The organism is Phragmitibacter flavus (genome assembly GCF_005780165.1).
Lineage (GTDB): Bacteria > Verrucomicrobiota > Verrucomicrobiia > Verrucomicrobiales > Verrucomicrobiaceae > Phragmitibacter > Phragmitibacter flavus.
Map to the genome: position 1 here is coordinate 365,605 of NZ_VAUV01000001.1, position 26,688 is coordinate 392,292.

Sequence of the window (26,688 nt, forward strand, 5' to 3'; positions counted from 1 at the left end):
CGAACCTTTAGTTGTGAGTTTGAAAACCTCCATCACCGAGAATCGGGTCGTGCAACTGTTCACGGTCACGTTCACCAAGTGGAACGAAGCGAAGGCTTTGCGCTTGGCGGCGGCGTTGTCTTATTACTCCGTGTTTTCCATCGCACCTCTGTTAGTGATTGCCGTCGGTGTTGCGGGCCTGGTGTTGGGGGTGGAGGCAGTGCAGGGTCAACTTGAGGGACAACTGAAATCGGTGCTTGGCGAACGCGCTGCGGAGGCAGTGCAATCCCTGGTTCAGAATGCGTCAAAGCCGTCGCAAGGTTGGTTGGCGACCATCACCGGCACAGGCGCTCTCGTGCTGGGTTCGTCGGCGTTCTTCGTGCAATTGAAAGACGCACTGAACACAATCTGGGGGGTGCAAACCAAAGATGGAGCCGGGGTGGTCGGCCTGCTTAAGGATCGGGTGATCAATTTTGGGATGGTGCTGGTGATAGGGTTTTTTCTGCTCGTATCGTTGGTTCTCAGCACTGCCATTGCCGCTCTTAATAAATATTTGGGCAGCATTTTGGGACTGCCGGGTGAGATATGGGCGGTGGCGGCATTCATCATTTCCATGGCGATGGTGACGGCCCTGTTTGCGCTGATCTTCAAGATTTTACCCGATGCCAAAATCCAATGGCGCAATGTGTGGATCGGGGCGCTGCTGACGGCAGTTCTCTTTGAGATAGGGAAGTTTGGTTTGAGCTTTTATCTTGGCAGGGAAAGCACGGCTTCAAGTTATGGAGCCGCCGCATCGGTGGTGTTGCTGCTTCTCTGGCTTTATTATGCGTCATGCATCCTGTTGTTCGGAGCAGAGTTTACCCGGGTCTATTCCCTTTCAACGGAGGGGGCCGTGGAGCCCGGAAAGAATGCTGAACTGGCCACGCCTGAAACACTGGCTGCCGAAGGAAATGCCAAACGCATCGAATCGGGGGCGCATGAACTGCCGATTGCACCTCCCTCAAGTGAGCTTGTCCCTAGACCGGTTCCCAGCAGAAGGAGGGATGGCCCCGTGTGCTCGCCGGCATTCAAAGTCGCGGTAGGCGTGAGTTTTCTTGTGGGAGTGACGTTGGAACTTCGACAGCTAATCAATCGTCGTTAGCAGCGACGGCACCGCCAAATCCCGGTCGGTAGGCAAGCGATTGGTAAACTGGTCCCAGAACGGTGGCAGGGATGCCTACTGAAGGAGATTCGCATCCGATCCAGCGCTCTATTTTTATCCACTCAACCCTTGAGGCTCCATTCGAGCAGGGCCTGGGAGTCGGTCCAAACGCTGCGCGACTGGCCGTTGAGGACCACCACGATGCGGCGGCGGCCGTTGAGTTCGCCACTGGAAATGAGGCAAAACCCGGCGGCGTTGGTGTAGCCGGTTTTCATCCCGTCGCAGGGCGGGTAACTGCGCATCACGCGGTTGGTGTTGGTGAGGGTGGTGACGGTGCCGTCGCTTCTTTTGAAATCGAAGGTTTTGTTGCGCACCATTTCGCGAATGACGGGCCAGGTGTCGGCGGCTTTGGCGACGACGGCCATGTCGCGGGCGGTGGAATATTGGGATTCGTCGGGCAGGCCGTGGGGGTTGGCAAAGTGGCTGTTGTTCATGCCAAGTTCGGCGGCGCGTTGGTTCATTTTTTCACGAAATGCCGCGACACTACCGGCGTTGTCGCGGGCGAGGGCTTCGGCGATGTCGTTGAAGCTGCGCACGAGCAGGGCGGTGAGGAGCTGGCGGCGGGTGAACTGTTCGCCGACTTTGAGACCGAATTTGGTGGGGGCGGCGTCGGTGTCGCGTTTTTCGATGGTGACAATCTGGTCGAGATTGCCTTCCTCGACCAGGATGAGGGCGGTGAGGAGCTTTTGGGTGCTGGCCACCTGGCCGCGCAGGTCGGCGTTTTTCTCGTGCAGGATTTCGTCGGTGGCCGGGTCGATGATGAGCACGCGCTGGGCGGAAACGGTGGGGGCAGGGCCCCGTTTGGCCCGCAGGGCGAGGGTCTTCTGCAGTTCTTCGGTCTTGGCGATCTCCTCCTGAAGTTTGACGCGGAGCAGTTCGAGTTCGGCTTTTTGGGCGGCGAGGCTGGCGGTTTCTTCGGCCAGTTTGCGTTCGCGGGCGACGAGTTCGAGTTCGCGTTCCTGGGTGGAAGTCTCGCGGGCGACGGCTTGATTCTCGCGCTCTTTGAGGGCATCGACGGCGAGATTGACCTTGCCGGCATCTTCGCAACCCGGCAGCAGGGTGTTGAGAGCGAGGATTAGCGTGAGAGCGAGAGTCTTGTGGGTGGCAATGGGCATCGGAGGGAAAAGAAATGTGGCGGGCTTGTGGGGAGAGTTTCGACCTTTCAGGACGATGGCTCAACCCTAAATCTCGTTTAACCATTCTCTGAGGCGGGGCGCGGAGAGCTGTCCGGGGGCATTGGGTGCTCCGAGGAAGCCGTAATTGAGCAGGCTTCCGCAGCGTCCGAGGGTGAGCCTGGAGAGGGGGCCGAGGCCGCCCATGCCCATCAGGCAGAGGGGTCGACGGGTGGCGTTGGGGAGGAGCTGGATGAGGCGCGCGAGATCGGCCGGGGATTGCAGGGTGGTGGCAATTTTAACGGCGTCGAACTTGAATTGCAGGGCGAAGTCGATGGAGCCTTGCAGGACTTCATCGGCGGGGGGGGAGGGGAAATCGTGAAACGAACCGATGACGCCGACGCCACGGGTTTGGGCGTCGCGGATGAGGTCTTGCATGTCGATGGCGCTGCGCAGTTCGATGTCGATGAGGGTGGCGAGGTCGAGGCAGGAATGCAGCATTTCGCGACGTTGATCGGCGCTGAGGTGGTGGTCGCCGCCTTCCTCGGGATGGCGGGCGGTGAGCAGGAGGGGAAGCGGCAGCCGGGCGGCGAGCGGTCGAAGTTCTTCGGGGGCGAGGTTCAGCGTATCGAGGCGCAGTTCGAGCAGGTCGCAGCTTTTATGTGGATCGGCTGTTTTGGCAAATTCCTCCAGGAGCTGACGGGTGTTGATGACGCCGACAACGAGTGGCTGGTTGCTGAACAAGAGGTTCTTGGAGGAAACAAGTTGTGGCATGGATAATTTTGTTCAATTAGTGCTGCTGAACAGCCCCCGCTCGACGATGCCGAGAATTAATTCTAACAGGATGACCGTCATTGGGTTGTCGATGGCTCTGGACGCTCCGTCAAGGGCTCTCTGACCATGGCATCTCTATTTACAACCCCCCAGCAAACGATGCTTGGTCGCCGCCAGGAGTTTAACCTTCAGTTGCAGCAGATCAGCGATGCGATCCTGCTGTTTGTAGGACTGTTGGTGGGACATTGGTTGCGGGGTGATGTGGCGAGGTGGATCTGGCCGGAAATGGTGGAGATTCCGCCGTTCAGCGAGTCTTTCTGGTTGCTGGCGGTGGTGTGCCCTTTCCTGCCGTTGATGCTGGAGCAGCAGGGGTATTATCGGAATGTGCTGGGCAAGCGGTGGTGGGATTTTGTGAGGCAGATGGCCCAGGCTTGCACGCTGGTGGGATTGATGGTGGCGTTTTGCGAGGTGATTTTGCATTGGCGGGCGCAAAGCCGTGCGGCGATGTTGATTGGGCTGGCTCTTGGGGTGGTGTTTTTGCTGACCCGCATCCGGCTGGCGCAACTGGTGTTGCACTGGCGGATTGTGCATGGTTATGCGGACAAGGAGCGGGTGGTGGTGGCCGGGCACGTGGATGACATTGCTGAGATGCTGGAGACGATGCCTGCGGAGCAAAGGGCGGAGATGGAGGTGGTGGGCATGTTTGATGTGATGAACGAACCGGTGGAGGAGTTGGTGAAGTTGCTTCATGACAAAGCGGTTTCGCGGGTCGTGTTCACGGTGCGACATGCGCATTTTCACAAGATCGAGGCGGCAGTGCAGGCCTGTGAAGTGGAGGGGGTGGAGGCGTGGCTGGGAGCGGATTTCTTCCAGACCTCGCTGGCGAGACCAGGGTTCGACATGTTGGGTGGACGCTTGATGCTGGTGTTTCGGAGCACGCCGACGATTTCTTGGGAATTGTGGTTGAAGGATGTCATCGACCGGCTTGGAGCGCTGTCGCTTTTGGTGCTGAGTCTGCCTTTGTGGCTGGTGGCGATGATAGGGATCAAGGTGAGTTCGCCGGGTCCGGTGTTTTTTGTGCAGGAAAGGGCAGGGCGTCACGGGCGGTCGTTCAAGATGCTGAAGTTTCGCACCATGGAAGATGGAGCTCAGGCAAAACAAGAGGAGCTGGCCGCCAAAAATCAGATGTCCGGCCCGGTTTTCAAAGTGGAGAACGATCCGCGGATATTTAAATTTGGCCGCTGGTTGCGTCGACTGAGCATCGACGAACTGCCGCAATTGGTGAACGTGCTGAGGGGAGAGATGAGCCTGGTGGGTCCGCGACCACTTCCGACGTATGAAATCCAGCGCATTGAGAAGCACAGTCAGCGGCGGCGCCTGAGCATGAAGCCGGGATTGACCTGTTTGTGGCAGGTGTCGGGGAGGAACAAGATCAAAAATTTTGAAGATTGGGTGGCGCTGGACTTGAGGTATATCGACGATTGGTCGCTGTGGCTGGATGTGAAGATTTTGTTCCGGACGCTGCCGGCAGTGTTGCGTGGTGGAGGAGCACACTGAGTCGTCCTCGTCCTCCTACTCGAGCTCGAATTCGTCCTCGACACGCAGGGTGAAGAAATCACCAGCCGTTTCCAACCGACCCCAGCGCACCTTTTGCTCGTTATCGGGTGATGTTTAGTTCCTGCAATGGGTGGATTTCGAGGACGAGTAGGAGAACGAGGACGAGGACGAATTTTCAGACAGCAGAGAGATGCGCATATTTTTCGAACCAATCCGCTGGAAGACGCATGGGTTTGCCTTGGGGCATTTGGACAAGGGCGAGGGACTGTCGGCAGGTCACGAGAAGGACTTCATCTTCAGCGCGATGGATCTCAAAGGCACACCAGAAGCGCACGCGTTCAACGGATTGAAGACGACCGCGAATGATGAGGTGGTCCGCAAGTTTCGCGGGTTTGCGATAGTCAATTTCGGTGCGCAGCACGACGGGGAAGAGCTGCGTTTCGGACATTTCGCGAAGACTCATGCCGAGCTTGGCGGCCAATCGGGTGCGGGCGGTTTCGATCATTCGCAGATAGGCAATATTGTGCACGACGGCCCCGCAATCGGTGTCAAAAAACATCACTTCTTCTTGCGTTTCGATGGTTGGGGCGTCGGTCATGAAGTGAGAATGCGCGGGATGTGAGGGCGCGCAAGTCAACTGGGATGAAGGTCGTGGATTTTACTACCCGAGGCAGGGGGATGTGGTTATAGTTGACGAATATGATCGGCCAACATCTCGCCCAGCTTCGTCGTGTTCTTGATGAAACGGACAATCTCCCCGAATCCACCAAAGCGGAGTTGTTGCGTTTGGTGCAGGCTGCCGAGGCGGAAACGGGCGCAGCAACCAACGCGGAAGGCGGCGTGACCAACGCTGAAGAAGGGGCAGAGGAAGAAGTCTCGGTGCTGGATCAGTTGAAGCAGTCAATTGAGGAGCTGGAGGCGTCTCACCCGGATGCGGCGGCGGCGGTGAATCGCGTGGCGACGGTGCTGGCGAACATGGGAATTTAGAGGACGCGGGTGGGATCCTGACCGGTTTCGGATTTTTTGCCTCTATTTGATTGCAGATTGGCAATGTTGAGACGAGGCGAGGGGCGTTTGGATGTTTCGGTCCGCGACCGGGCGATTAGGCAAAGTTTTTTGCCGCAAATCCGGCTGAGGCGCGATTCATCTACAACAATTCAGGCCGGGTGCGGTCTGTGACCTGCTTGGTGTGATGAGTTCGGAACCCCCTCCCAAGAAAAAATCCAAAAAGTCCTGCCTGTGGCTTGGGCTGAAGTTTGGTGCCCTCTTCGTGTTGGCCCTATTGCTTTTGCTGGTGGCTTTCCATCAGCCGTTGCTGCGTTTGACGATCGACAAGGCGGGACGTTATTTCGCGGGCAAGGCGGGGCTGAATCTGGAATGGGCGGTGAAAGGTTCGGTGGTTTCCGGGCTGGGATTGGAAGGATTGAAGGTGAGTGGGGATAAGGGGCCGGTGCGCAGCATCGAGTGGCGGCATCTGGCGCTTTCGTATGATTTGCCTGCTTTTTGGCGTGAGGGCTTGGCGAGTGTGGTGCGTGAAATTTCGCTTCACGACGCGGACATCGTGATGGATTTGCGGGGCGGAAAAGCCAAGGAGCCGAAGATGAAGAAAGAGGGGGATGCGAAGAAGGGTGGGCTTCCGGACTTGTGGGTGGGCCGGCTCGATTTGCGTGCGGTGAATGCGCGGATTCAGACCGATGGCGGCGAGATTCTGGTGCGCGGACTGACCTTGTTGCTGGAGGAGGGAGTGGTCGGAGAACTGCTGATCGAGGAGTTGGTGGCGCCATCGGCGAGACTGCATTTGCATGATGTGGCGGGGACAACAGGAGTGGCGGGTCGGGCGATCATTTTGAAGGAATTGGCATTGAAGCCAGGGGTGAGGGTGGAGACGCTGGTGGCGGATCTGAAGGAGCTGGCATCGGGGCGTCTGCCTCTGGTGTTGGATATTCAGTCGGGTGAGGGAAGGTTGGCAGCTTCGGGAAGTTTGACGGGATTGGGCACGAAGTTTGGACTCGATATCGCGTTGGCGCTGCGGGGAATCAGTGAGCTGGATGTGGCGGCGTGGACGCCGATGCCGAAGAATCAGCACTGGCGGGTGGAGCATGGGGCGCTGGAGGTGCGCGGTTTTCCCGCAGAGCCTCAGTCTTTGGATTTCAAGCTGGCGTTGGAAGGACAAGCAATGCAGTTCGGGGGGCAGAAGATCGAGCAGGTGTTGCTGAAGGCGGATTCGCAGGAGGGGGCTTTGAAGATTGAAGATCTGCTGGTGTCGATGATGGGGAATCTGGCTGGGGTGGATGGATCGGCTGAGTTTCCGGCGAAATGGACGCAGATGAAACAGACCCTGGCGGATTTGAACTGGCGAATTTCTGCGCCGGATCTGGCGAGTTTCCGGCCGGGGTCGGGCATCGGTGGGAGCGCGGTGGGCGAGGGGACAGTGATATGGAAAGAAGGTCGGCTTGGGGGGGCGGATGGAGTTTTGCAGGTGAGTCCGTTGATGTTGCCGGGAGTGCCGGCGTCATCGTTGCGGGCGGAGGTGAGCACCAATGGTGAGCTCCTGACGTTGAGGAGCTTGCGACTGTGGTGGGATGCGCAGCATGAGATCGTGGCACAAGGGACCATGCAACTCGCGGGTGAGCAGAAGGTGGAGTTGAGTTGGAAAGCGGCACTGCCGGAGGCACAGCGATTTTTGCCGGAAGCGACCCGGGAGAAGTTGGGCGGACCGTTGACTGCCGGGGTGAATCTGGCAGGGAAGGCGGCATTTGCGCTGCCGCAGATCAAGGCGCGTGACTGGTCGGGATTGGTGGCGGAAGCGGATTTGAAGGTGGACGACGTGCAGTGGAAAGAGGGGATGGCGCAGGGATTGGTGTTGCAGGCGACTTGCGAGGAGGGACGCCTGAACGTGACGCAGTTGCGGCTCGATATGGACGGGAAGAATGCGCTGTCGATTCAGGGCGGGGCGGCGCTGGACATGAAGGGGCCTTTTGATGTGGTGGTGAAGGGCGAATTGCCGGAGTTGGCGTTGTTGGGTCCGTGGCTCGCGATGGGGAAAGTGCCGATGGTGAAGTCGGGTTCACTGATGGTGGACTGGAAGGCGAGCGGGACGTTGGATCGCAAAGAGCTGGCTGGTGGGGGTCGGGTGCAGTTGAGCGGGGTGCAGATGGAGGGTCGCGAAGAAGTGCTGGCGTTGGATCTGGAGGGGAGTCATGCGGGGATGAATGCGGAGTTGACCAAGCTGGAGGCGAGCGCGGGACCGTGGCGGGCGAGCGGATCGGCGAAGCTTTCGCCGGAGATGCTGAGCATTCCGGGGCTGAGTTTGTTTTCGGGGGAGTTGCGGTTGTTGCAGGTGACGGCGGAGGTGCCGCTGGTGCTCAATGCGCAGCCGCGTCCGGCATTGCCACTGGATTTTACGAAGGAAATTCAGGCGGAGGTGGAAATGGACAAGCTGAATGTAGGGGAGTTGATGGATGTGATTGGAATGGAAGCGCCGGTGCGGGGTCAGGTAGATGGGAATTTGAAAGTGACAGGCACGGCGGCGAAACCGGTGGCGAAGCTGGACATCGCGTTGACCGGGGTGGAGGCGGCGGCGTTGGGAGGCAAGCTTGAGCCGGCAGCGTTGACGTTGCAGGCGGCACTGGAGGAGGGCCGCCTGGCGGTGGTGACGGAGGTGGGTCAGCAGCCCTTGAAGAAGCTGCGGGTGGAGGCGAGGTTGCCGCTGGATGTAGAGACGGTGGCCAAAAATCCGACGTCGCTGATGGAGGCACCTCTGGAGGGAAGCGTGGTGTTGCCGAGCTCGGATCTGGCGATCGTGCGCAAGTTTGCCCCCATTTTGACGACCTTCGATGGGACGGTGATGGCCGATGTGAAGCTTGGGGGAGTGGTGCGTCAGCCGAAGTGGGCGGGGCAATTGCGAGTGGATGTGTCGGCGGCGGCAGTGGATGGACTGGCGATGAACATGAAGGACATCAAGGTTCATCTGGGGTTTGATCAGATGCTGGTGAAGTTGGAAGATGTGTCAGCGGCGGTTGCGGGAGGCGAGATGCGCATGAGCGGTCAGGTGGATCTGACCAAGCCGACGGACCCGGCGATGGATTTGCGGCTGGAGGCGAAGGAGGCGTTGTTGATGCGCGATCAGACGATGAGTTTACGCACCGATGGCAACCTGACGTGCATAGGAAGTTTGAGCAAAGCGACGCTGGCGGGCCGGCTGGAGTTGGTGCGCGGACGGGTGTTCAAGGAGATCGAATTTTTGCCACTGTCGTTGCCGAATCAGCTGCCGCCGCCGCCACCCGTGGTGACGAGAAGCACGAGGAAATTGGAATTGCCGCCAATGTTGAAGGACTGGATTTTTGATGTGGAGGTGCGCACGCGTGATCCGATCCGTCTTTTAGGAAACGTGCTGAATGGAGGCGTGGTGGTGCAAGTGACGGCGAAGGGAACGGGCGCGGCACCGGAGTTGGATGGCCGGGTTTCGCTGCAGGGGGCGCGGTTGCAGCTGCCGTTCAGCCGCCTGACCATCACCCGCGGCGAGGTGGTGTTCAACAAGGACAATCCGTTTGATCCGCAATTGGATTTGCAAGGCGATTCGTTCGTGAACAATTACCAGGTGACGTTGTTTGCGTATGGTTCGGCGCTGGCTCCGAAGGTGCGGTTCACGTCGAGTCCACCATTGTCCGAGGGGGCGATTGCCACGTTGCTGGCGACGGGGGCGACGGAAGGGGATCTGCGGTCTTCGGAAGGTGTGGCGGCCAATCGCGCGGCGTTCTTGCTGATCAGCCAGACGTATCGCAAGCTGTTTCGCAAAGGGGCACCGCGTCGTTATGACGAGGAACCGCCAAAACTGAGTTTCAATTTTTCACCGCTGAGCACGGGTGGTTCGCAGCGCAATGTGTCGGCGACTTATGAGTTGTCGCCAATGTTTCAGGCGGTCGGAACCATTTCCGAGAGCGGGAGTTTCCGCGGGCTGTTGTATTACTTGGTGCGTTTCCGATGAAGATAAGAGGACTGTTGTTGTTGGGTTTCTTGACGGGCTGGGCGCTGATGACAGGCGGTCGGGCAGAGGAGGCCTTGCGCATTGATCATCGGGGTCTGGTGGTGCAGCTTGATGGGGTGAGCAAGGCGCAGGTGGATGATGTGAAGGCGGTGGTGACGGAACAGATTGCGTTGACGGAGGACCGGGTCGTGACGCCACCACTGGCGGATGACATGGCGTTTTTTGTGTTGCAACGTTATTTGGAGTTGGGATTTCCTGAGGCGCAGGTGGATTGGTCCATTGAAGGTGCTGAGATGCGGCTGGCGGTGAGTGAGGGGAAAACTTTCGTGGTGGGCGAGGTCACTTATGACGGGGAATTGACAGTGCCCACGGAGGAGTTGACGCCCTATTTGTTGCGTCCGACGCATGAGAAGTTGGGCAGAAAAGATGATCATCCTCCCTTTGTTCAGGCGGATGTGGAGTCGGGGGTGGGCTTGGTAAAACGCTACTTGCAGGCTCAGGGATATCTGGAGGCGGTGATCGCGGAACCCAAGTTCAACACCGACAAGGAAACCGGCGAAGTGGCGGTGCATCTGACGGTGACTCAGGGACAGCGGTTCGTGGTGGGAGCGACGCGGATTCAAGGAGGCTTGCCGAAGCATGCCGAGCGGGAGCGGGAGATCATTGAGGGCCTGGCCGGGCAGCCGTTCAGCGAGGTGAAGGTGGAGTCGGCCCGGGCGTCCATCTCTGACGTGTATTCGCAGATCGGGCATTTTGGGGTGGTCGTCACGGCGGAGGCAGAGGTGGCGAAGGCATCGAAGGGGACGGTGCCGGTGAGTTTTCTGGTGGTTCCTGGACCCGTTTTCAGAGTGGCGGAAGTGCAGGTTTCCCCCGATTTTTCCAAAGGGGCGCAGCGCCTGATCAATGCGAGTTATCGTCGCGCTTTGGGCAGGGTGTATGCGCCGACGGACATGGAGTTGCTGCATCGGCGGCTGTTGGACACAGAAGTTTTTGGGCGTTTGGAGGTGACCCCGGAGCAGTTGGGACACGATTCGGTGCGGCTCGTTCTGACGGGAGATGAAGCGAAGCGGATCACTTTGTCTGCTTATGCGGGTTATGAGACGTTTTTGGGTCCGGTGGCGGGGGTGGAAGCGAGACACGTGAACATTTTTGACTGGGGTGACACCTTGCGGATCAAGGCGGAGGGAACGGGGCGTGGCTTTAACGGGGGTCTGCTCTGGCTGGACCCGGCAATTCTCAATTCGGCCAACACATTGGAAGCGGAACTGGAGGCGCAGACGTTCACGATTTTTGATTATGACCGGCGCACCTTGAGCTTGAGGACGGCGTTGGGACGGCAGTGGAACAAACAGTTGAGCTCAAGTCTTTTCGCGGAGTATTCGGTGAACAATGTGGAGTCAGATATCCCTGAAGATTTGCCGCTGCTGGGCGAACTGGACTACCGGGTGTTCAACGTGGGGACGACCTTGGTGGCGGATTTTCGCGACAGCGCGGTGCTGCCGACACGGGGCTGGATGAGCAGTTTTACGGTGGAGGCCGGACTGGATACCTTCGGTGGCGAAGTGAGCTATTTGCGCAGCGATCTGCTGTTTTCGGTTTACCAGCCGATCAGCAAAAAAATTCGCATGGCGGCTCATGCCCGAACAACGGCCATGCAGAGTGACAACGGGTTGGACGAACTGCCGATCGATCTGCGTTTGTTCAATGGGGGCGCGAACAGCGTGCGTAGTTTTCCGGAGAGGGAGATGGGTGCGAAGTCGGCGGCGGGCACGCCATTGGGGGGAACCTTGAGTCAGGTGTTCAACGTGGAGTTGTCTTATGCGGTGGCGGCCAACCTTGAGCTGGCGGTGTTTGCGGATGCCGGAAGTTTAAGCCGCGTGGAGGACAACATCTTCACCAGCGGCGGAGAGTTTAGTTATGCAGTGGGTGCGGGAGTTCGCTATAAACTGCCGATCGGTCCGCTGCGGGTGGACTATGGGTTCAATCCGGATCGCAAGGAGGGAGATCCGATGGGGGCCTTGCACATCACTTTCGGATTCCCTTTTTAGATGGGCTGGGACGGGTTGATGTGTTGGACGGCGCGGTGTCGGGGACAGGAGACGAGGTGATCATTGACCATGCCCACTGCTTGCATGAACGCGTAGCAAATGGTGGTGCCGACGAATTTGAAACCGCGTTTTTTGAGGTCGGCACTCATCGCATCGCTTTCCGCCGTGGAGGTGGGAACTTGGCTGAGTTCGGTCCATGCATTTTGAACGGTTTGGCCACCGACAAAGTGCCAGAGATAAGTGCTGAAGCTGCCAAGTTCACTTTGCAGATTTAGATAAGCCTGGGCATTGGTGACCGCAGCAGCAATTTTGAGCCGGTTGCGGACGATGCCGGGATCAGCGAGAAGGGCTTGTATTTTTTGGGGACCGTATCGGGCCATCTTGGAGGGGTCGAATTCATCAAAAGCCCTGCGATAACCTTCCCGCTTGTTGAGGATGGTCAGCCAGCTCAGCCCGGCCTGGGCACCATCAAGGATCAGTTTTTCGAACAGGTCGCGATCGTCATAGACAGGAACGCCCCATTCCTCGTCATGGTAGCGATGGTAGATCTCGGTGGATTGGGCCCACGGACAGCGGATCAGTTCTGGCATACGACCCTGCATCCTATCCGCAAACAGACACGCACGCCAGCGGATCTGGCGTGCGTGATCGGGTGTTGGGGATTTGGCGGGGATTTCGGGGGTTGGGTGGCTGCTTGGGTTATGGGTTATGGTTTTCGGGGGTCCTGAGGGGGAAATTGGATGATTCGCGAGTGGCAGTCAGCACGATCAAGTTCCTTGCACAAATCACAGGAACGACACGCTGGGCGGGGGTTCGTCCGCCGCTGGATGCAAGGAGAGAATGCCGATCTGGGGGAAATTCATAATCCCCATCTATTGCAAGACCCATGCCTATTAGCGAAAACTGCATAACCGATTGATACTGAACAACTGCGCTAATCGGAGTCGTGACTCCGCAGCATTGAATTCGTGCAGTTTGCAATGATTGGGCGCTATCGCATTGCACTTTGCACGAATGGCCATCTTGACGCACGCAATTTGCACGATTTTTGCGATTTGGCAGATCGAAAGCACTTATCGCTGTGGCCTTGGTGCAATTCTCCAGTTTGGACAAGGCGATTGGAGGGCCCATTCAAGATAATAAAAATAATGGTTGCTACTGTACCAGCCTTACTGTTACGGTAAACACACCAAGCGAACTATGCTGCCTTTCACCCTCCAGCTTCAAGAAGGAATTCCGGTCTCCGACCAGATCCTTCAAGCCGTGCGCAAGGCGATGCTCACCGGCCAACTCTGTGCCGGTGACGAGTTTCCCTCCGTCCGCGCCCTCAGTCAGGAACTGCGCATCAGCCCCACCACTGCCCACAAGGTCGTGCTCGCTCTGAAAGACAGCGGCCTGCTCGCCTCCCGACCTGGCATCGGCATGGTCGTCACCGCCCCGGTCGAACCATCGCTCTCCGACAAACTCGCGCAGCTTGCTCCGACCTGTGAGCGCCTTCTCTCTGAAGCGGCCGAGCTCGGCCTCAGCTTCGACGACGTCCTCGCCGCCCTGCGCGACACCCGCACCCCCGCCCGTGAACTTCTCGACGCCAAAAAATCTCAACCTTGAAATCTTCACCATGAGCTTCCTCATCGAACTCGCCGACCTCCACAAACGCTTCCGCAAAACCGAAGCCGTTTCCGGCCTCAGCCTGCAAGTCCCCGAAGGCCAGGTCACCGCCCTGCTCGGACCCAACGGTGCCGGCAAGACCACCACCTTGAAGTGCCTGCTCAATCTGCACCGACCCGACTCCGGTTCAGCCACCGTGCTCGGTTGCGACTCGAAAAAGCTCGGCCCCGCCCAGTTCACCCAACTCGGATACGTCTCCGAAAGCATGGAACTCCCTCTGTGGATGACCGTCGACCAATTCCTCGCCTACTGCCGCCCTCTCTACCCTCAATGGGACCGTGAGTTCGAAGCCAAACTCCTCACCCAGTTCGACCTTCCTCTAAGGACCAAACTTCGCGACCTGTCCCGCGGCATGCGCATGAAAGCCGCCCTGCTCAGCAGCCTTGCCTACCGACCCAAACTCGTCATCCTCGACGAACCCTTTAGCGGGCTTGATCCACTGGTCCGGGACGAATTTATCCGCGGCCTCCTCGAACTTACCGAGCAGGAAGGCTGGACCGTTCTCATCTCCTCCCACGACATCGAAGAAGTCCAGCGCCTCGCCGACCGCATCGCCATCATCAACCGCGGAAAACTCGCCCTCGATGAAACCAACGACAGCCTCCAATCGCGCTTTCGTGCCGTCGAAATCCACCTCACAGACACCACCAAACCTCCTGCACAACTTCCGACCACCTGGCTTCATCCCGAACAAGCCGCCCGCACCCTGCGCTTCGTCGAAAGCCAGTTCATCGACGAACCCACCCTCGCCCGTCAAATCCAATCCCACCTATCCACCGCCCTCACTCACCAAACTACCCCCATGACCCTGCGCGAAATTTTCATCGCTCTGGCGAGAGCTTATCGGCTTCAAGATACAAGATAAGAAGATTCAAGATACACGACACAAGATCAGACCCCTGACATCTTCTACCCTCTGACGCTGATCAACCATCAACTTTCAACCATCAACCTTTGATGTCCCTCACCCTCAACCACTTCCGCAAAGAAGCCCGCTATCATCTTCCTTTGTGGCTGTCATGGCTTGCACTTGTTTTACTCGATCTCATGCTCAATTTGGAATGGTTCGCCCCACTCCAAGAAAACACCAGAGAGGCCTGGTGGACCACTTCGCTACCAATTTTGACATGGGGCTTGGTCTTCTGGCTCGGAGCCGCCCATGCACCCGAAGACAGTCCAGCCAACCCCAATCGATTCTTGGCCACACGCCCTATACATCCTTATTGTTACTGGTTTGCCCGCTTCCTCGTCCTGCTCCTCTACATACTGCCCCTCACCATCGTTGAAGCTCTATATCTCGTTGGTTCAAATCGCCCTTCGCAAGAGACTCTCGGAAGCACAGTCGAACAAGCATTGGTTGCGCTGGCGCTTTTCACGTGGCTGCTGCCTTTCAGTGCGCTTTGGAAACAGCGAGAAGGCGTCTTGGCCCTCGGCGTCATCGCTTTCGTCTGTTGGGTGGGATTGATGATCGCAGATTCCGTCGTGCTCAGCACTTCAAGAGTGGTCAATGCCCGCTTACTCCTTCACAATGCCGGCATCCTTTCTACCATTGCGATATTTTGCGTGCTGTCCATCATGCTCAGCCAATGGAAAAAATGGCCATCTCTCCGACTCCCGTTCCGGTTGGGCCTTACGAGTCTGCTAACCCTGGGCCTGCTTGCGCTGGCCGTCGCATGGCCGCTGTCACCACGCGGCAGCCAACCCGTTGCGAATGATCTCCTACCCGTTTTGGCCGCATCAATCCAGCCGACCATCCCTGAGGAAAACGTTGTCTTCAAATTTGGACGACAAGAGGGACAAAGTGTCTTGTGGCCCAGACTGACGCCTGACTTCCAAAAGCTGCCTTCCAACGTTCAAATTTCCAGCGCCAACCTATCATTAAATGCGCAGCAATCTGGAAAACCTCTCGCCATCAATCTTCCCAGCTATCTGCGCGCCTCCTGGATCGATACCCTTATCCTGTTCCCTGAAAATGGGAAATCGGACCGTGCCTTGGCCTCCCTTTTCCCGCCCGGAACACTGCTTACCGAATCACAGAAACGCTTTGGCAATGATACCGGTGCGCTGATTGCTGGACAATTGAGCGAGCCCCTGCCCGATCTCAACCACCCACTGACCATCGTTGGCAAGTGGCAACTCGATTGGTATGAATGGCAGAAAATCCTCGATATCCCACTTGCTAACTCATCCGATGGCGGGACAAACGACCATCACTGGAAAATCCTCCGTGTTCACCTCAATCATGACGCACAGGGCAAACCCGAGACAGGATCAGTAAGCATTACCCTGCACCACGCATGGAACCCAGCAAATGTTCCTGCCCTCCCTGGTTTTGAAGGCCTTTCCCCACCGCAAAAAATCGTGCTCTATTCCCCTGATCGGCGCATTGCATGGACACAGCCGAGCGAAAGCGTTCCTCAGCCCACACGTGCTGCTCTCACTCATTGGCAGAAAAAAATCGTCACCTTTTCCTGGAAAAACATTCTCAACTACAAAGACGGATCGCCTGCCAGCGCCGACCCAGAGCGGCTTCGCCTTCAGGTTGTCCGCCGTGACTTCCTTGGCTCCACCTTGTGGCAATGGGAATCGCCGGAACTCATTCCGAAACAGCATATGGATTCGAACCAGAGACTCAGTAAGCAGGAGTTCGTTTTCCCATCTTCCAGGCTTTATGCAGATCGGGAGCTCGAATCCTTCAAACAGCAAACCGCCGCACTTAGGATACCCTCCGCGCACTCATCTAGAGAAGAAGTCAGCACCTATCTGGCGGAACTGCTCATTCGCGCTTCGACAGTCAACGCGATCAGCCGAAAGAACAGCAGACCAGCTTACCTTCAAGCACTTGGACCCATCGCACAAAACCATCTTGAAGTGCTCCTTGATCTCCCAAAAAGCGCGCTGGAAAAGGCTCGTATCTCCGGCCTCATTGGCAAGCATCTCGACCAAAAGCGTGCGGAATGGCTGATCAACAGAATCCCAGACCAGCCCGAGTGGATTGAAACGATCAAATCCACCCCTTGGCTGGACAACACAAGTCGACTCGCTCCAGAACTGGTAAAGACCAAACGCCGACTCGACCCAAGCCTAACCGACCTCATGCTCTCTTGGAATGACCCGGCGGTGGATCGACGGCTTGTTGAAGAAATTCGACAGCACCCCAACATCAAACTATTCGATGGACTTGCGCAAAGATCTACCCTCCTGCCCCAACTTAACACCGTGGCCAACGAATTGTTCGCCACCAGTAAACCGGTTTTACAAGACTACAGCACCCCCACACGACTTTCCATTGCCGCCCGACAAGGCAACGCAGACGCACTCGACCTCGCCCTACTTTTTGCCTCCATGAGTGCGGAGATCGGTTCCTATATAGAGTCCTACCAAGTCGATCAATTCCTTCCCGAACTAGCCAGTCTCATCAACCTTCCCTTCGATAAGTCCATGCGCTCATACGAAAGCCTTGTGCCCCAGTTCCGGAACTTGCGGGCCTCCGAATTCCAATATCTCCCCTCAGAACGCCGATGGGAACGGCTCAACCAAGCTAAGCCATGAAGACCTCTTCCCTATCACTCCCTTCATCTTTGCCAGATGCATCCCATAAAGGCCTGCCTTCAGGACATGGCATGCCCCGCCAAAGCAAGTTCATCCACCTACTCTTTCACCAGTGTCGCAAAGATTTCCTCCATCTGCGATTTCCTGCCACCATTTTCCTGTTTGTGCTGCTACTCCGGTTGCTCACCCACCTTGAACCACACCAGCAACATCTCACACTGTTCAGCTTCTTCAACGCTAATTGGGTGATGGAATTGCTTACCCATGGAATCGCCGCCACCACGGTATGCATGAGCATTTTCTCCGACTGTGCCTCGAACTCCCATGCTACGGTTCGCACACGCCCAATCGGCCCCGGTGTCGTCTTTCTGGCTAAGATACTTTTACTGGCAGTGATCGTCCTGTTCCCTTGGTTGCTGGTTGACTTTTACGCCGCTAAAAATTTCGGCTACACCCCATCTCTATGGACCGGGCGAATTGCCGCCATCGTGTTAAGCGTCTCCCTGGTTATCAGCTTCACGGCTGCAATAACCAGCCTCGCATCCAATCCCCGACAACTGCTAATCTTCATGACTCTTGCCATCTTAGGCTCACTGGTGTGGATCGAGGGGACACAATATATCCAACGCTCCGCCAACCTGCCTCCCATGCGCCTCTGGTGCGGCGGTATCGTCAGCGCGATTGTTGGTCTCGTCGCGCTGCTCATGTCCTGGGCAATCTCATCCATCACCCACCGCCGAACCCCTGCATTTTGGCTCTTCATCTTTGCCATCGGCCAACAACCCTTCACCAAAACCTTCTGGCCCCATGACTGGTTCTCACCGCCATCATTGAATTACCCATCCACCAATCTCTCGACACTTCCTCAACCTTCGTCAACCGTCGCCACCCAAAACTTGTTTCAAACTTTGTCCCTGTCAGGATTAAGACAAAACGAAGTCGCTTCTATTGTCGCGTTCGCTCCAATGATTCCCGGGGATCATTGGCCGCCGGACTCTCACTATCGCGATTATGAACCCGATCGTCATCGCCAGGAAAATTGGAGCACGATTCAATGGCTTCACCTGGATCACCTTCGTGCCATTGCACGTCAATCTGACCCGGACCTCTTGTGGTCAGAATTCAACCCAAACCATCGTGTTCGACGTGATCTTGTGGAGAAAACACCCCATCTGGAAACGGCTCTTCAATATCCTTGGAAACTTAGACTGGCCATTCACAACCTGCGCCAGGTCGCTGACCTGTCCCTGGAAACTTTTCAGCACCACCGTCAAATCGTGCCCCTTCTTCCGGGATCAAGGTTGGAGTTGAATGTGGTTAGTCGACCACACTTCGAATATGAGGTTTCTGCACGCATCCATTCCCGGTTCGATGCCCTCACCTCCCATCAAAGCTTTGCCCCGCTTGAAGTGATGGACTACCGCATTCCTACCAGTTTTATGGTGGTAGTTCACGATCCTGTCACCCGTGAAAACTCCGCGACACCTGTGGTCGCAACCTCTGACCAGTCCTTCATCTTCAATTGGATCTGGCAGGTCACCGAACGTTGTGATGTATTCTTGCCCGTCCCCCAGGCTCGCTTTGCTCTAACTCCCCTGAACTTTGAAAGCTGGATGAAACGTGCTCGCCTCCAAATCTGGCTCCCCGAATACCGCGGCACTGTCGATCTCGAAATCACCGCTGATCAAATGCGTCAGCTGGTCGAAACCTCAGCGAAGTAGCAGCCGACATGAGGAGGCTCCATTCATTTACATTCCCCTCGCTGCGTTCCCTCAACAAATCCGGTCCCCGCTCGCCATCAAACGCCTCCCTCAGCCGTTTGTCCGAACTGCTCTCCTGCCGTCGGGCGCCCAACGGGGCGACCTTGCGGCTAATCGCGCGACGCCTCTCGCGTCCCGCCAGCCAATCCTCCCATTTGATGACCCGCTCCGGCTCGATCTCGATGTTCATGGCTGCTTCTCCAATTCTCTCATCACGTCATCCATCATCTCCCTCACCTGCTCAAGACAGTCGTAGTCCGACAACATTGCCAAATTTTCCACCAACTTCCAATCGCCCTGCAATTCTCCAGACAGCAAGGCCGCCATCAATGTTCGGGGACACCTTTCATCTGTTTCATTTGGTGGGGTCCACATGCGGGCCGAAAACACCCGTTCAACCAGCAACTCTTCCACGGGGGGCAACAGGATTGATCCCTGCGGCGTCTCGAGCATTGTCATTTTCTCTTCCGCCTGGGATTCCAATTCTCCCAGCAAATCCACGAACATTTTCCCCACCTTCCAGCTCCGGCTTCCTCCCGTGGCACCCAGCTGTCGTGACATCACATCCGCCCGTTCCACCGGAGTCGGCTTCTTCCCGCCAGCCCAGCAAATATCGATATCCCCCGACATGTAGGCACCGTCCGTGTAGAACTCAATCGCCGAGCCGCCGACCACCACCGGTTCATATCCCTTCAACCTGAATCTTTCCGAAACCAAAGCCGCCAGCAATAAAGCCCGGGCCAATGGATCTCCCTTCTCCAACAGTGGCGGTTGGGGCAGGTCTCGGGGAGACGAATCGTCCATGCCGAACCATAGTAGGAAATCGACCCGCTGCCAAGCAGATCACTTTGCCCCCGCCCCCGCGCCCGCTCCCAACCTCAAATAGGTTTGCCAAGTGAACGGCTTTCATGTTCACTTGGTTCATGAAGTCTCCTCTGGCTCATTCTGCGGTGATGTTGGTCACCTTGCTTCTTTCGTTGAGCGCAGGTCTGCTGCCGCGCGAAGTTGATGCTGCCTATGTGTTGAACCAAGTCGGCAGCGGCACCGCCACCCTCACCATTGCCCCACCGCCAGCCAGCCAAACTCAGGCGAGCGGCACCGTCAACTTTGCCGCCATCACCGTCAACCGTTCCGCTCCCGGTTTCGGCGACACCACCATGAACAATCCCAATGTGATCGAAGGAGCTTACTATACCTATACTTTCACCGCCCCCGGCACCGCCAACTTCGATGTGCAAAACCAAATGGGCGGTCTGTGGAGCGGATGGGGCAGCCCCAACAACGGCATCTTTCAAAACGGACCTACCACCTCCAGTTGGGCGCGAGGCCTCCGTTATCAGCATCGCTACCCGGACGACACCACCAGCAGCTTCCCTGTTGGCTCAACGGTTCCCAACAATACCACGCTTGCCGTCCCCACAGCCGGCGACATCCTCAGCGTTGGCATTTACCTCAATGCCATCAGCAACGAGATCGATTACGTTTATTCCAATCTCACTACCGGCGAGAGCTTCTCCTACACTTTCACCAACGCTGGTGTGCCTGCTGATAACATTCTTAGCTTCAACAACATCGCTTTTCGGTCTGACTCCGGCATCACAACGTTCGCCTACACCTACGGCACCCTTGCCGTGGTTCCCGAACCGGGACGCATCTCTCTGCTCGCCCTCGCTTTGGGGATCTGCGTCCTGCGCCGTTCGCGCCGGCGTTAATGGCTTTCATACCAACCGGGGAGGCGGGCGCACTCCTGATTGGCTGACATAAAAATCCCCGAATCAGGATGGCCCTGATCCGGGGAAACTTTCAGCGCCATGTGGTGGCGCCGTTGTTAATGACTCCTTGAATTAGAAGCGGAACTCAACGCCGCCATACCACATGCGCGGAGCGCCGGCACGTGGACCATACGGAATGCGGCTGACGATGTATTCTTCGCCAAACACGTTCGATACGCCGCCGAACAGGCGAACGTTTTCGGTCACCTGATACTTGACGTTGATGTCCACCAGGAAGGCTTCGTCGATTTCGCCAAAGCGTGCATCGGCATTGCCATCAGTGTTCAACGGGCGGCTGGTGTTGCTCGCAGTGGCAAACGTTTCAGGCGTGTAAGTGCCGTTCACATAAAAACCAAAGTTGCGGTATTCCACACCCACACCCACGGCAATGTTGTATTCAGGAATGTAGGGAACTTTGTTGCCGTCACGTCCGCCGCTGAAGATGCTTTCCGCATCAGCCGATGGAGTGTCGGAGGTCAGTTCGGCATTGGTCAAGGTGACCGCTGCTCGCAGTGGCAAACGCCAGTCGGTGCCGGAGTTGGCAAGCGGATCATAGCGCAGCGCCGCTTCCAGACCCAAGGCTTCCACATCGCCCGCATTGACGGAATCCGAAGAACCGGAAGCACCGATGAAATCAGGCACTACCAAGTCCTTGTGTTTGGTGTAGAAACCGATCAATTCCGCCTGAAGTTCCGGGGTGTAGTAGCGGAGACCCACTTCATAACCATCGGAGATTTCCACGTCCTGACCATCGTTGATCAAGCCGCCAGCGCCCGGGGTGGAGAACCCGCGATAATACCCGGCAAATGCCGAAACGCTTTCGGTGAAGTCATAGACCAGACCAATGCCAGGGGCGACCACGTCGAGTTCACCGCTGCCGGAGGTGCCGGCATTGTAGTTTTCCGCGTTCATCCACAAGTGTTCCCAGCGGATGCCAGGTTTGATCGTCAATGCTCCGACTTTCATTTCGTCTTCGAGGTAAAGCGCCAGGGCAAGCACGTCATCCTGACGGTTGTCAGAAGCGCCTTGTTTGCCGCGGCTGATGCCGGTGATGTTGCCGCTGGCGTTCAGGGCCACGCGGTCATCGCGATGGAATCGACGTTCTTCGTCATAATGGAGGCGTGCCCCAAAGGTGAGGGTGTGCTCAATCGGACCCGTCACGAAATCCCAGTCCAGCCGGCTTTGGATGCCGAAGGCCTGGTATTCGCGATTGTTGTCGCGAATGCGCCATGAACCTGCGCCACGTCCGGTGATCAGATCATAAGCCGCACCGCTGCCGGAACCGACCGCGACCGAGGGGTTGATGTTGCCATCGCCGAGGCTCACGTCCTGCAGCTTATACCAGGAACGGGCGAAGTAATTGTAATACACCGACGTTTCCCAACGCAGCGCATCGGTAGGTTCGATGATGTAACTCAGCGAACTGCGGAACTGGTCGGATTCGATCTTGTCGAACACCGTGGCGGCGTAGCGGCGGAACGGATTGCGGTTAAAGTCACGATTGCTCAAACCCAGGTAGGTTTCGTCGGCTTCGAAATTGGTGTAGCCCAAACGCAATTCAAAACGCTGGGGCGTCGCCGAATCCGGCTCGAAGAACAATTTCACGATGGGCTCAAACACCTGGTAACCGGTATCACCGCCGTATTGGTCGATGTCGCGGAATCCTTCGGATTGTTCGTGATTGAACTCCAAAAGATAACCCCAGGTGCCGATGCTGGTTTCAAAGGTATGTCCCCACCAGGCGTGGTTTTTCCAGGTTTCGTAAGAGCCGAAGCTGGACTTCAAATAGCCCTCGGAAGCCGAGCGCGGTTCGTTGGAAACCGTTGCCACGGGGGCCTTCGGATTCTTCACGCCCTTGCCGCTGGCCACCGGCTCAATCATCTCACGGGGAGGAAGAGCGATGAATGGGGTGGAGATGTAGTTGATGACGCCGCCCGTGTTGTGGGGGCCGTAACGCACCTGGCTGGAACCTTTGAGAATTTCCACACCGCTCATGCGGCCCACCCGAGGGGAGTAGTAGGCGGCGGGAGCCGAGTAGGGAGCCGGTGCCATCATAATCCCGTCTTCCATCAACGTGAGTTTCGTGCTGCGACCTGGATCAGAACCGCGCAGGCTGATGTTGGGGAAGTTGCCGAAGCCATCTTCCTCACGAACATAAACCCCGGGCACCTGTTGGAGAACGCGGGCAGGGTTGCTGTAATCTTGAGTTTGAATCGCATCCGCATCCAATCGTGCTGCCGAACCGGCGATGCGTGGAATGTCTTCCACTTGGCCGACCACCGTGATCGGGGCAAGCACTTCGGGTTCGGAGGAGGTTGGTGCTTCTTGTGCCATCGTGGCTCCAACAAGCATCAGGCTTGCGGAACCCGTCATCAGGCACACCAATGAACGGGCGGTTTTGACCTTCGTTCGTCGTGTTTTGGGTTGAGTTGAGGTTGTCATGCGTTCGCAGACTATGCGAATGAGTCGCAGTAGTAAAATCTTTTTTTCCTTCTGTGTATAGGGCTCACAGCCTTCGCCAGCCTACCCGCACTACTCATCAAGCCCCTGCACTGGGTGCCGGGTTTGGAGCCGCAGGAGTGAGCGTTCAGTTGGGATGAGTCATGCGGATTGAGGTCGCCTGAAAATGCACGCGCATGAGGCGTCCCATCAGGACGCATTTGCTGACCGGGAATGCCACCCGGGACCTTGTCCCGGGCTGCTATGAGTTGTCCCGCCGGGACAAAGTTTCGGCGCGACAATTCAGTATCGCGTTGGATCAAACCTTGGCTGGTTTCCGACCGTTACGGATGCCCCCATGGTTCCAGTCACCACCGGTTCTGGTCGATCCGTTGTATAGGAAGCCCGTCCATCGACATTCTCCGAAGCTGGCTGGCTCGTTCCACAAGCCGCCAAAAACAGTATCGATGTGAATGCCAGGATCGCTTTCATGAATCATCTGATGCCCAATATTTTGAGCTTCTCAATCTCTTTTGTAGTTGGCAGCTATCCTGTCATTGCCAAACCAGGTTAGCCCACAATCCACGAAGCATCCGACACAATTGACCGTTGGAAGTCTATCGGTCCATCGCCTATGGTCCCACCATGAAAATCCTCGTGTTCAGCAGCAAGAGCTATGATGAGCAGTTCCTCAATGCCTCCAACCAGAACTCCCAACATCAGCTCACTTTCGTTCCAGCGCAGCTTGACGAAACCACGGCCGCCCTTGCCAAGGATCACGATGCGGTGTGCATTTTTGTGAATGACCGCATGAACCGTGAGGTCATCGACATCCTGGTCGCCAACGGGGTAAAATATGTGGCGCTCCGTTGCGCGGGGTTCAATCAGGTGGACGTCGCTTATGCAAAAGAATGCAGACTGCAACTGGCCCGTGTTCCCGCTTATTCGCCCCACGCAGTGGCCGAACATGCGGTGGGCTTGCTGCTCGCGCTCAACCGCCATCTGCACAAGGCTTACAATCGCGTCCGTGAAGGCAACTTTGAACTCAGCGGCTTGATGGGGTTCGATCTGGTGGGAAAAACCGTGACCATCGTCGGCACGGGTCGGATTGGAGCGGTGTTTGCAAAAATCATGCACGGCTTTGGCTGCAGGCTGCTTGCGGTGGATGACTACCAGCATCCGGATGTGCGCGCGCTCGGTGCCACTTATGTGTCGCTCAACGACGCGCTTCCGCAGAGTGATGTAATCAGCCTGCATTGCCCGCTGACGGATGCGACGCGACATTTAATCAACTCAGAAACGCTCGCCGTTTTGAAGAAAGGCGTGCTCATCGTCAACACTGGTCGCGGTGCCCTTGTTGATACCCGTGCCTTGATCGAAGGACTCAAAAGCAGCGTGATCGGTGGACTCGCGCTGGATGTGTATGAGGAGGAGGAAAAGCTGTTCTTCAGTGATCACTCGCATGAGATCATCGGTGACGATGTGTTCATGCGTTTGACGACGTTCCCCAATGTGCTGATCACAGGCCATCAGGCATTTTTCACAAATGAAGCGCTCACCCAAATCGCCGAAGTAACCATGGGCAATCTCGCTTCGATGGAAAGCGATGGCGAGTGTGCGAATGCGCTCTGAGCAAGGATTTGGAAGGGGAGCATACGGATCGCTTCGCGGCTTCGCATCTTGCGAAAAACTCTGGGTGATCGGCTGAGGCGCTTCGCGTCCGGGTTCTCGGCAAGATGCCGAGAACGCCATCCACAAGATGCGTGTGCTCCCAAATTTCGATGCGCAGATTCAACAAAACTCCGCTGCTTCCAAAGCTGCGCGCAGCTTCGATTTGCCATCGGTCTCGATTACATCGCCGTGACCCATGATGATGCGGTCAAAGTCCCACAACAAAATCGTCTCTAGGGAATTCTTGAACGCAGCCTCGTCTTTGACCCCATGCTTCACTGGACGCGGCACGCCTGGAGCATGCTCGCCACCGACTGCCACCTTGAGCAGCAGCTCGGTCCAAAGCGGTTCGTCATCATGGAAATTAAAAATCAGTTCGGTCAAAATCAGCGTTCTGCTTGGCACGTGCAGCAATGCGGTGTCCCGGGCATCGGGTGCGCCTGCGATCTCCAAAGCAACCAGCTCCTCATTCCATTCCATTGGAGCCGGAATGATCGGGAGAGTGGGAAAGCCCACCACCTCCGAAAAACCCTCGGGGGCCAGATATGGAATATCGGGGAACGCCGTGCGCCCCTCTTCAGCAAAAGTGTCGTGCCGAAGGATGCCATCCAGCAACCAGCCCGGTTCTCCAAGTTCTTTGATGGCGGCCGTGACATCGGCGGAAAATGGAGCGGTGGAATGGATCAGCAACTTGCCCGAACTCAACCGGACGATGGTCACGTTGCGACGCAGATCAGCACCCAGCATTTTCAGCGGATAGGCGATCAGCCACAGATTTTCGGCAATGGGTTGAATCGATGGTTCTTCGGTCATGGTAGATTCAAATCGTCCCATGAGCCCAGTTTGCGCGTGACGCTACCCCAAGGTCAGGCAGCACCCTGATCTGATTGATTGTCTCAAGCCGAGCGCCGTGGCACAATCACGTGCTCCTGACGCAACTTCAAGATGCTGCTGGCTGGCAAGACGCCACTGAAGCTGACACAAGGATAGACGATGCAGTGGGGGCCGATCAACGAACCGGGGCTGATGACGCTGTTGCAGCCGATCTCGGCATGATCACCGATCACCGCGCTGAATTTTTTTAACCCCGTGCCGACGCGTTCACCATCGATTTGCAGCACGACTTCTCCGCGATCGAGTCGCACGTTGGAGAGGATCACCCCCGCCCCGAGATGGGCTTTGTAGCCAAGGATTGCGTCGCCGACATAGTTAAAATGCGGCACTTCGGCGTTATCGAACAACACACAATTTTTGAACTCACAGGAGTTGCCCAGCGTGCAGCCATCGCCGGTGATGACGTTTTCGCGGACGTAAGCACCGCTCCGAACAACACAGTTTTTGCCGATCCATGCAGGACCCTTGATCACTGCACCGGGCTCAACGACGGTGCCTTCACCAATAAAGACGTCAGGGCCAACCGTCGCCTTCTCTGAGACCTCGCCGAGGATGGCAGGTTGCAGATTTTCCTTCAAGTAGTCGCCAATTTTGGCAAGCACGCTCCAAACCGGCTCTCCCTCAACAAACAACGCCGCGTGCCGCGTGTGGCTGAAGTCGAGGTAGTCTGAAGGTTTCACGTCAGGGTTCCGTCACCTAAATCAAACCGTCGTGATTTCCTTTTCCTTGGAAGCCACGTGCTGGTCAATCTCAGCAATCTTTTTGTCGGTCATCGTCTGCACTTCTTTTTCAGAGCGATGCAAATCGTCTTCCGTGATGGTGCCGGCTTTTTGCAATTTTTTCAGTTCTTCAATCGTGTCGCGTCGCACGGATCGGACACGCACCCGAGCTTCTTCGGCCATGCCCTTGATGGTTTTCACCATTTGCTGACGACGCTCAGTGGAGAGCTCCGGCACCGGAAGTCGGATGACTTTTCCTTCCACCGAAGGATTCAATCCGATGTTGGACGAATTGATGCCCCGTTCGATGTCCTTCAAGGTGGCTCCGTCAAAGGGTTCAATGCGAATCAGGCGCGGTTCCGGCGTGGAGATCATAGCCAGTTGCTTGAGTTTCATGGTGCTGCCGTAGCTGTGCACGTGGATGTCGACGTTCTCCACCAGTGCCGGCGAGGCTTTGCCGGTGCGCACGGCGGAAAATTCGTGAATGGCGTATTCGACGGCCTTGGTCATGGCGTCGTCAGCAGTAAGAAGAGCGGTTTCGAGAGGCATGGGAAA

21 protein-coding genes are annotated in these 26,688 nt (G+C 56.8%); 11 read left to right on the plus strand and 10 right to left on the minus strand.

Going from position 1 to position 26,688, the window contains the following annotated elements:
• Positions 1-13: 13 nt before the first annotated feature.
• Positions 14-1,120, plus strand: coding sequence for a YihY/virulence factor BrkB family protein (locus tag FEM03_RS01535; protein ID WP_138084403.1), 1,107 nt, complete (start codon positions 14-16; stop codon positions 1,118-1,120).
• Between the two features lie 122 nt (positions 1,121-1,242).
• Here FEM03_RS01535 and FEM03_RS01540 read toward each other — a convergent pair whose 3' ends face one another.
• Both FEM03_RS01540 and FEM03_RS01545 read right to left on the minus strand, forming a co-directional pair.
• Positions 1,243-2,295, minus strand: a complete 1,053-nt coding sequence (locus tag FEM03_RS01540) for a D-alanyl-D-alanine carboxypeptidase family protein (RefSeq protein WP_138084404.1) — start codon at positions 2,293-2,295, stop codon at positions 1,243-1,245.
• 66 nt (positions 2,296-2,361) lie between these two features.
• Positions 2,362-3,066 carry a type I 3-dehydroquinate dehydratase gene (locus tag FEM03_RS01545; protein WP_138084405.1) on the minus strand — a complete coding sequence of 235 codons (705 nt, stop codon included), beginning with the start codon at positions 3,064-3,066 and terminating at the stop codon, positions 2,362-2,364.
• A 126-nt stretch (positions 3,067-3,192) separates the two neighbouring features.
• Here FEM03_RS01545 and FEM03_RS01550 point away from each other — a divergent pair, with 126 nt between their 5' ends.
• Positions 3,193-4,623, plus strand: coding sequence for a sugar transferase (locus FEM03_RS01550; RefSeq protein WP_240772638.1), 1,431 nt, complete (start codon positions 3,193-3,195; stop codon positions 4,621-4,623).
• A 175-nt stretch (positions 4,624-4,798) separates the two neighbouring features.
• Here FEM03_RS01550 and FEM03_RS01555 read toward each other — a convergent pair whose 3' ends face one another.
• On the minus strand, positions 4,799-5,221 hold the full coding sequence (locus FEM03_RS01555) for an acyl-CoA thioesterase (protein ID WP_138084407.1): 423 nt from the start codon (positions 5,219-5,221) through the stop codon (positions 4,799-4,801).
• Positions 5,222-5,322: 101 nt separating this feature from the next.
• Between FEM03_RS01555 and FEM03_RS01560 the strand changes: the two genes are divergently transcribed.
• The 3 genes from FEM03_RS01560 to FEM03_RS01570 all read left to right on the plus strand — a co-directional run bounded on the left by FEM03_RS01560 (position 5,323) and on the right by FEM03_RS01570 (position 11,658).
• Positions 5,323-5,610: a DUF4404 family protein gene (locus FEM03_RS01560; protein WP_138084408.1), complete on the plus strand. Its 288-nt coding sequence runs from the start codon at positions 5,323-5,325 to the stop codon at positions 5,608-5,610.
• A 205-nt stretch (positions 5,611-5,815) separates the two neighbouring features.
• The gene (locus FEM03_RS01565; RefSeq protein ID WP_138084409.1) at positions 5,816-9,610 is read left to right on the plus strand and encodes a translocation/assembly module TamB domain-containing protein; all 3,795 of its coding nucleotides are present in this window, start codon (positions 5,816-5,818) and stop codon (positions 9,608-9,610) included.
• Positions 9,607-11,658, plus strand: coding sequence for a BamA/OMP85 family outer membrane protein (locus tag FEM03_RS01570; protein ID WP_138084410.1), 2,052 nt, complete (start codon positions 9,607-9,609; stop codon positions 11,656-11,658). The genes FEM03_RS01565 and FEM03_RS01570 overlap by 4 nt, the downstream gene beginning before the upstream one ends.
• Here the strand turns inward: FEM03_RS01570 and FEM03_RS01575 are convergent.
• Positions 11,655-12,248: a DNA-3-methyladenine glycosylase I gene (locus FEM03_RS01575; RefSeq protein ID WP_138084411.1), complete on the minus strand. Its 594-nt coding sequence runs from the start codon at positions 12,246-12,248 to the stop codon at positions 11,655-11,657. The genes FEM03_RS01570 and FEM03_RS01575 overlap by 4 nt on opposite strands.
• Positions 12,249-12,858: 610 nt before the next feature.
• On the opposite strand from FEM03_RS01575, the gene FEM03_RS01580 reads away from it, so the two are divergent.
• The 4 genes from FEM03_RS01580 to FEM03_RS01595 all read left to right on the plus strand — a co-directional run bounded on the left by FEM03_RS01580 (position 12,859) and on the right by FEM03_RS01595 (position 18,599).
• Positions 12,859-13,266: a GntR family transcriptional regulator gene (locus tag FEM03_RS01580; RefSeq protein ID WP_138084412.1), complete on the plus strand. Its 408-nt coding sequence runs from the start codon at positions 12,859-12,861 to the stop codon at positions 13,264-13,266.
• Between the two features lie 10 nt (positions 13,267-13,276).
• A complete protein-coding gene (locus tag FEM03_RS01585) occupies positions 13,277-14,191 on the plus strand; it encodes an ABC transporter ATP-binding protein (RefSeq protein ID WP_138084413.1) in 915 nt (304 codons plus the stop codon).
• 92 nt (positions 14,192-14,283) lie between these two features.
• The gene (locus FEM03_RS01590; RefSeq protein ID WP_138084414.1) at positions 14,284-16,878 is read left to right on the plus strand and encodes a hypothetical protein; all 2,595 of its coding nucleotides are present in this window, start codon (positions 14,284-14,286) and stop codon (positions 16,876-16,878) included.
• Complete coding sequence (locus FEM03_RS01595) at positions 16,875-18,599, plus strand: ABC-2 transporter permease (RefSeq protein ID WP_138084415.1); 1,725 nt, start codon at positions 16,875-16,877, stop codon at positions 18,597-18,599. Before FEM03_RS01590 ends, FEM03_RS01595 begins: the two co-directional genes overlap by 4 nt.
• On the opposite strand, the gene FEM03_RS01600 is transcribed toward FEM03_RS01595, so the two are convergent.
• Together FEM03_RS01600 and FEM03_RS01605 are read right to left on the minus strand one after the other, a co-directional pair.
• Positions 18,553-18,828: a hypothetical protein gene (locus tag FEM03_RS01600; protein WP_138084416.1), complete on the minus strand. Its 276-nt coding sequence runs from the start codon at positions 18,826-18,828 to the stop codon at positions 18,553-18,555. The genes FEM03_RS01595 and FEM03_RS01600 overlap by 47 nt on opposite strands.
• Entirely contained in the window at positions 18,825-19,442 is a 618-nt protein-coding gene (locus FEM03_RS01605; RefSeq protein ID WP_138084417.1) for a hypothetical protein, read from the minus strand. The genes FEM03_RS01600 and FEM03_RS01605 overlap by 4 nt, the downstream gene beginning before the upstream one ends.
• Positions 19,443-19,561: 119 nt before the next feature.
• Between FEM03_RS01605 and FEM03_RS01610 the strand changes: the two genes are divergently transcribed.
• A complete protein-coding gene (locus FEM03_RS01610; RefSeq protein ID WP_166442538.1) occupies positions 19,562-20,350 on the plus strand; it encodes a PEP-CTERM sorting domain-containing protein in 789 nt (262 codons plus the stop codon).
• A gap of 132 nt (positions 20,351-20,482) precedes the next feature.
• On the opposite strand, the gene FEM03_RS01615 is transcribed toward FEM03_RS01610, so the two are convergent.
• Complete coding sequence (locus tag FEM03_RS01615; RefSeq protein ID WP_206170792.1) at positions 20,483-22,744, minus strand: TonB-dependent receptor family protein; 2,262 nt, start codon at positions 22,742-22,744, stop codon at positions 20,483-20,485.
• A gap of 750 nt (positions 22,745-23,494) precedes the next feature.
• Between FEM03_RS01615 and FEM03_RS01620 the strand changes: the two genes are divergently transcribed.
• A complete protein-coding gene (locus tag FEM03_RS01620; protein WP_138084420.1) occupies positions 23,495-24,481 on the plus strand; it encodes a 2-hydroxyacid dehydrogenase in 987 nt (328 codons plus the stop codon).
• A 159-nt stretch (positions 24,482-24,640) separates the two neighbouring features.
• Here the strand turns inward: FEM03_RS01620 and FEM03_RS01625 are convergent, their stop codons facing one another.
• From FEM03_RS01625 to frr, 3 genes are all read right to left on the minus strand, one after another.
• A complete protein-coding gene (locus FEM03_RS01625) occupies positions 24,641-25,333 on the minus strand; it encodes a hypothetical protein (protein ID WP_138084421.1) in 693 nt (230 codons plus the stop codon).
• An 83-nt stretch (positions 25,334-25,416) separates the two neighbouring features.
• The gene (locus FEM03_RS01630; RefSeq protein ID WP_138084422.1) at positions 25,417-26,094 is read right to left on the minus strand and encodes an acyltransferase; all 678 of its coding nucleotides are present in this window, start codon (positions 26,092-26,094) and stop codon (positions 25,417-25,419) included.
• 21 nt (positions 26,095-26,115) lie between these two features.
• Complete coding sequence (gene frr, locus FEM03_RS01635; RefSeq protein WP_138084423.1) at positions 26,116-26,682, minus strand: ribosome recycling factor; 567 nt, start codon at positions 26,680-26,682, stop codon at positions 26,116-26,118.
• Positions 26,683-26,688 lie beyond the last annotated feature (6 nt).

What these genes read in the sequence shown, in the direction of transcription:
- FEM03_RS01540 (WP_138084404.1), bottom strand. Translation starts at nt 2,295, where the DNA reads ATGCCCATTGCCACCCACAAGACTCTCGCTCTCACGCTAATCCTCGCT.
- FEM03_RS01545 (WP_138084405.1), bottom strand. Translation starts at nt 3,066, where the DNA reads ATGCCACAACTTGTTTCCTCCAAGAACCTCTTGTTCAGCAACCAGCCA.
- FEM03_RS01550 (WP_240772638.1), top strand. Translation starts at nt 3,193, where the DNA reads ATGGCATCTCTATTTACAACCCCCCAGCAAACGATGCTTGGTCGCCGC.
- FEM03_RS01555 (WP_138084407.1), bottom strand. Translation starts at nt 5,221, where the DNA reads ATGACCGACGCCCCAACCATCGAAACGCAAGAAGAAGTGATGTTTTTT.
- FEM03_RS01560 (WP_138084408.1), top strand. Translation starts at nt 5,323, where the DNA reads ATGATCGGCCAACATCTCGCCCAGCTTCGTCGTGTTCTTGATGAAACG.
- FEM03_RS01565 (WP_138084409.1), top strand. Translation starts at nt 5,816, where the DNA reads ATGAGTTCGGAACCCCCTCCCAAGAAAAAATCCAAAAAGTCCTGCCTG.
- FEM03_RS01570 (WP_138084410.1), top strand. Translation starts at nt 9,607, where the DNA reads ATGAAGATAAGAGGACTGTTGTTGTTGGGTTTCTTGACGGGCTGGGCG.
- FEM03_RS01575 (WP_138084411.1), bottom strand. Translation starts at nt 12,248, where the DNA reads ATGCCAGAACTGATCCGCTGTCCGTGGGCCCAATCCACCGAGATCTAC.
- FEM03_RS01580 (WP_138084412.1), top strand. Translation starts at nt 12,859, where the DNA reads ATGCTGCCTTTCACCCTCCAGCTTCAAGAAGGAATTCCGGTCTCCGAC.
- FEM03_RS01585 (WP_138084413.1), top strand. Translation starts at nt 13,277, where the DNA reads ATGAGCTTCCTCATCGAACTCGCCGACCTCCACAAACGCTTCCGCAAA.
- FEM03_RS01590 (WP_138084414.1), top strand. Translation starts at nt 14,284, where the DNA reads ATGTCCCTCACCCTCAACCACTTCCGCAAAGAAGCCCGCTATCATCTT.
- FEM03_RS01595 (WP_138084415.1), top strand. Translation starts at nt 16,875, where the DNA reads ATGAAGACCTCTTCCCTATCACTCCCTTCATCTTTGCCAGATGCATCC.
- FEM03_RS01600 (WP_138084416.1), bottom strand. Translation starts at nt 18,828, where the DNA reads ATGAACATCGAGATCGAGCCGGAGCGGGTCATCAAATGGGAGGATTGG.
- FEM03_RS01605 (WP_138084417.1), bottom strand. Translation starts at nt 19,442, where the DNA reads ATGGACGATTCGTCTCCCCGAGACCTGCCCCAACCGCCACTGTTGGAG.
- FEM03_RS01610 (WP_166442538.1), top strand. Translation starts at nt 19,562, where the DNA reads ATGAAGTCTCCTCTGGCTCATTCTGCGGTGATGTTGGTCACCTTGCTT.
- FEM03_RS01615 (WP_206170792.1), bottom strand. Translation starts at nt 22,744, where the DNA reads ATGGCACAAGAAGCACCAACCTCCTCCGAACCCGAAGTGCTTGCCCCG.
- FEM03_RS01620 (WP_138084420.1), top strand. Translation starts at nt 23,495, where the DNA reads ATGAAAATCCTCGTGTTCAGCAGCAAGAGCTATGATGAGCAGTTCCTC.
- FEM03_RS01625 (WP_138084421.1), bottom strand. Translation starts at nt 25,333, where the DNA reads ATGACCGAAGAACCATCGATTCAACCCATTGCCGAAAATCTGTGGCTG.
- frr (WP_138084423.1), bottom strand. Translation starts at nt 26,682, where the DNA reads ATGCCTCTCGAAACCGCTCTTCTTACTGCTGACGACGCCATGACCAAG.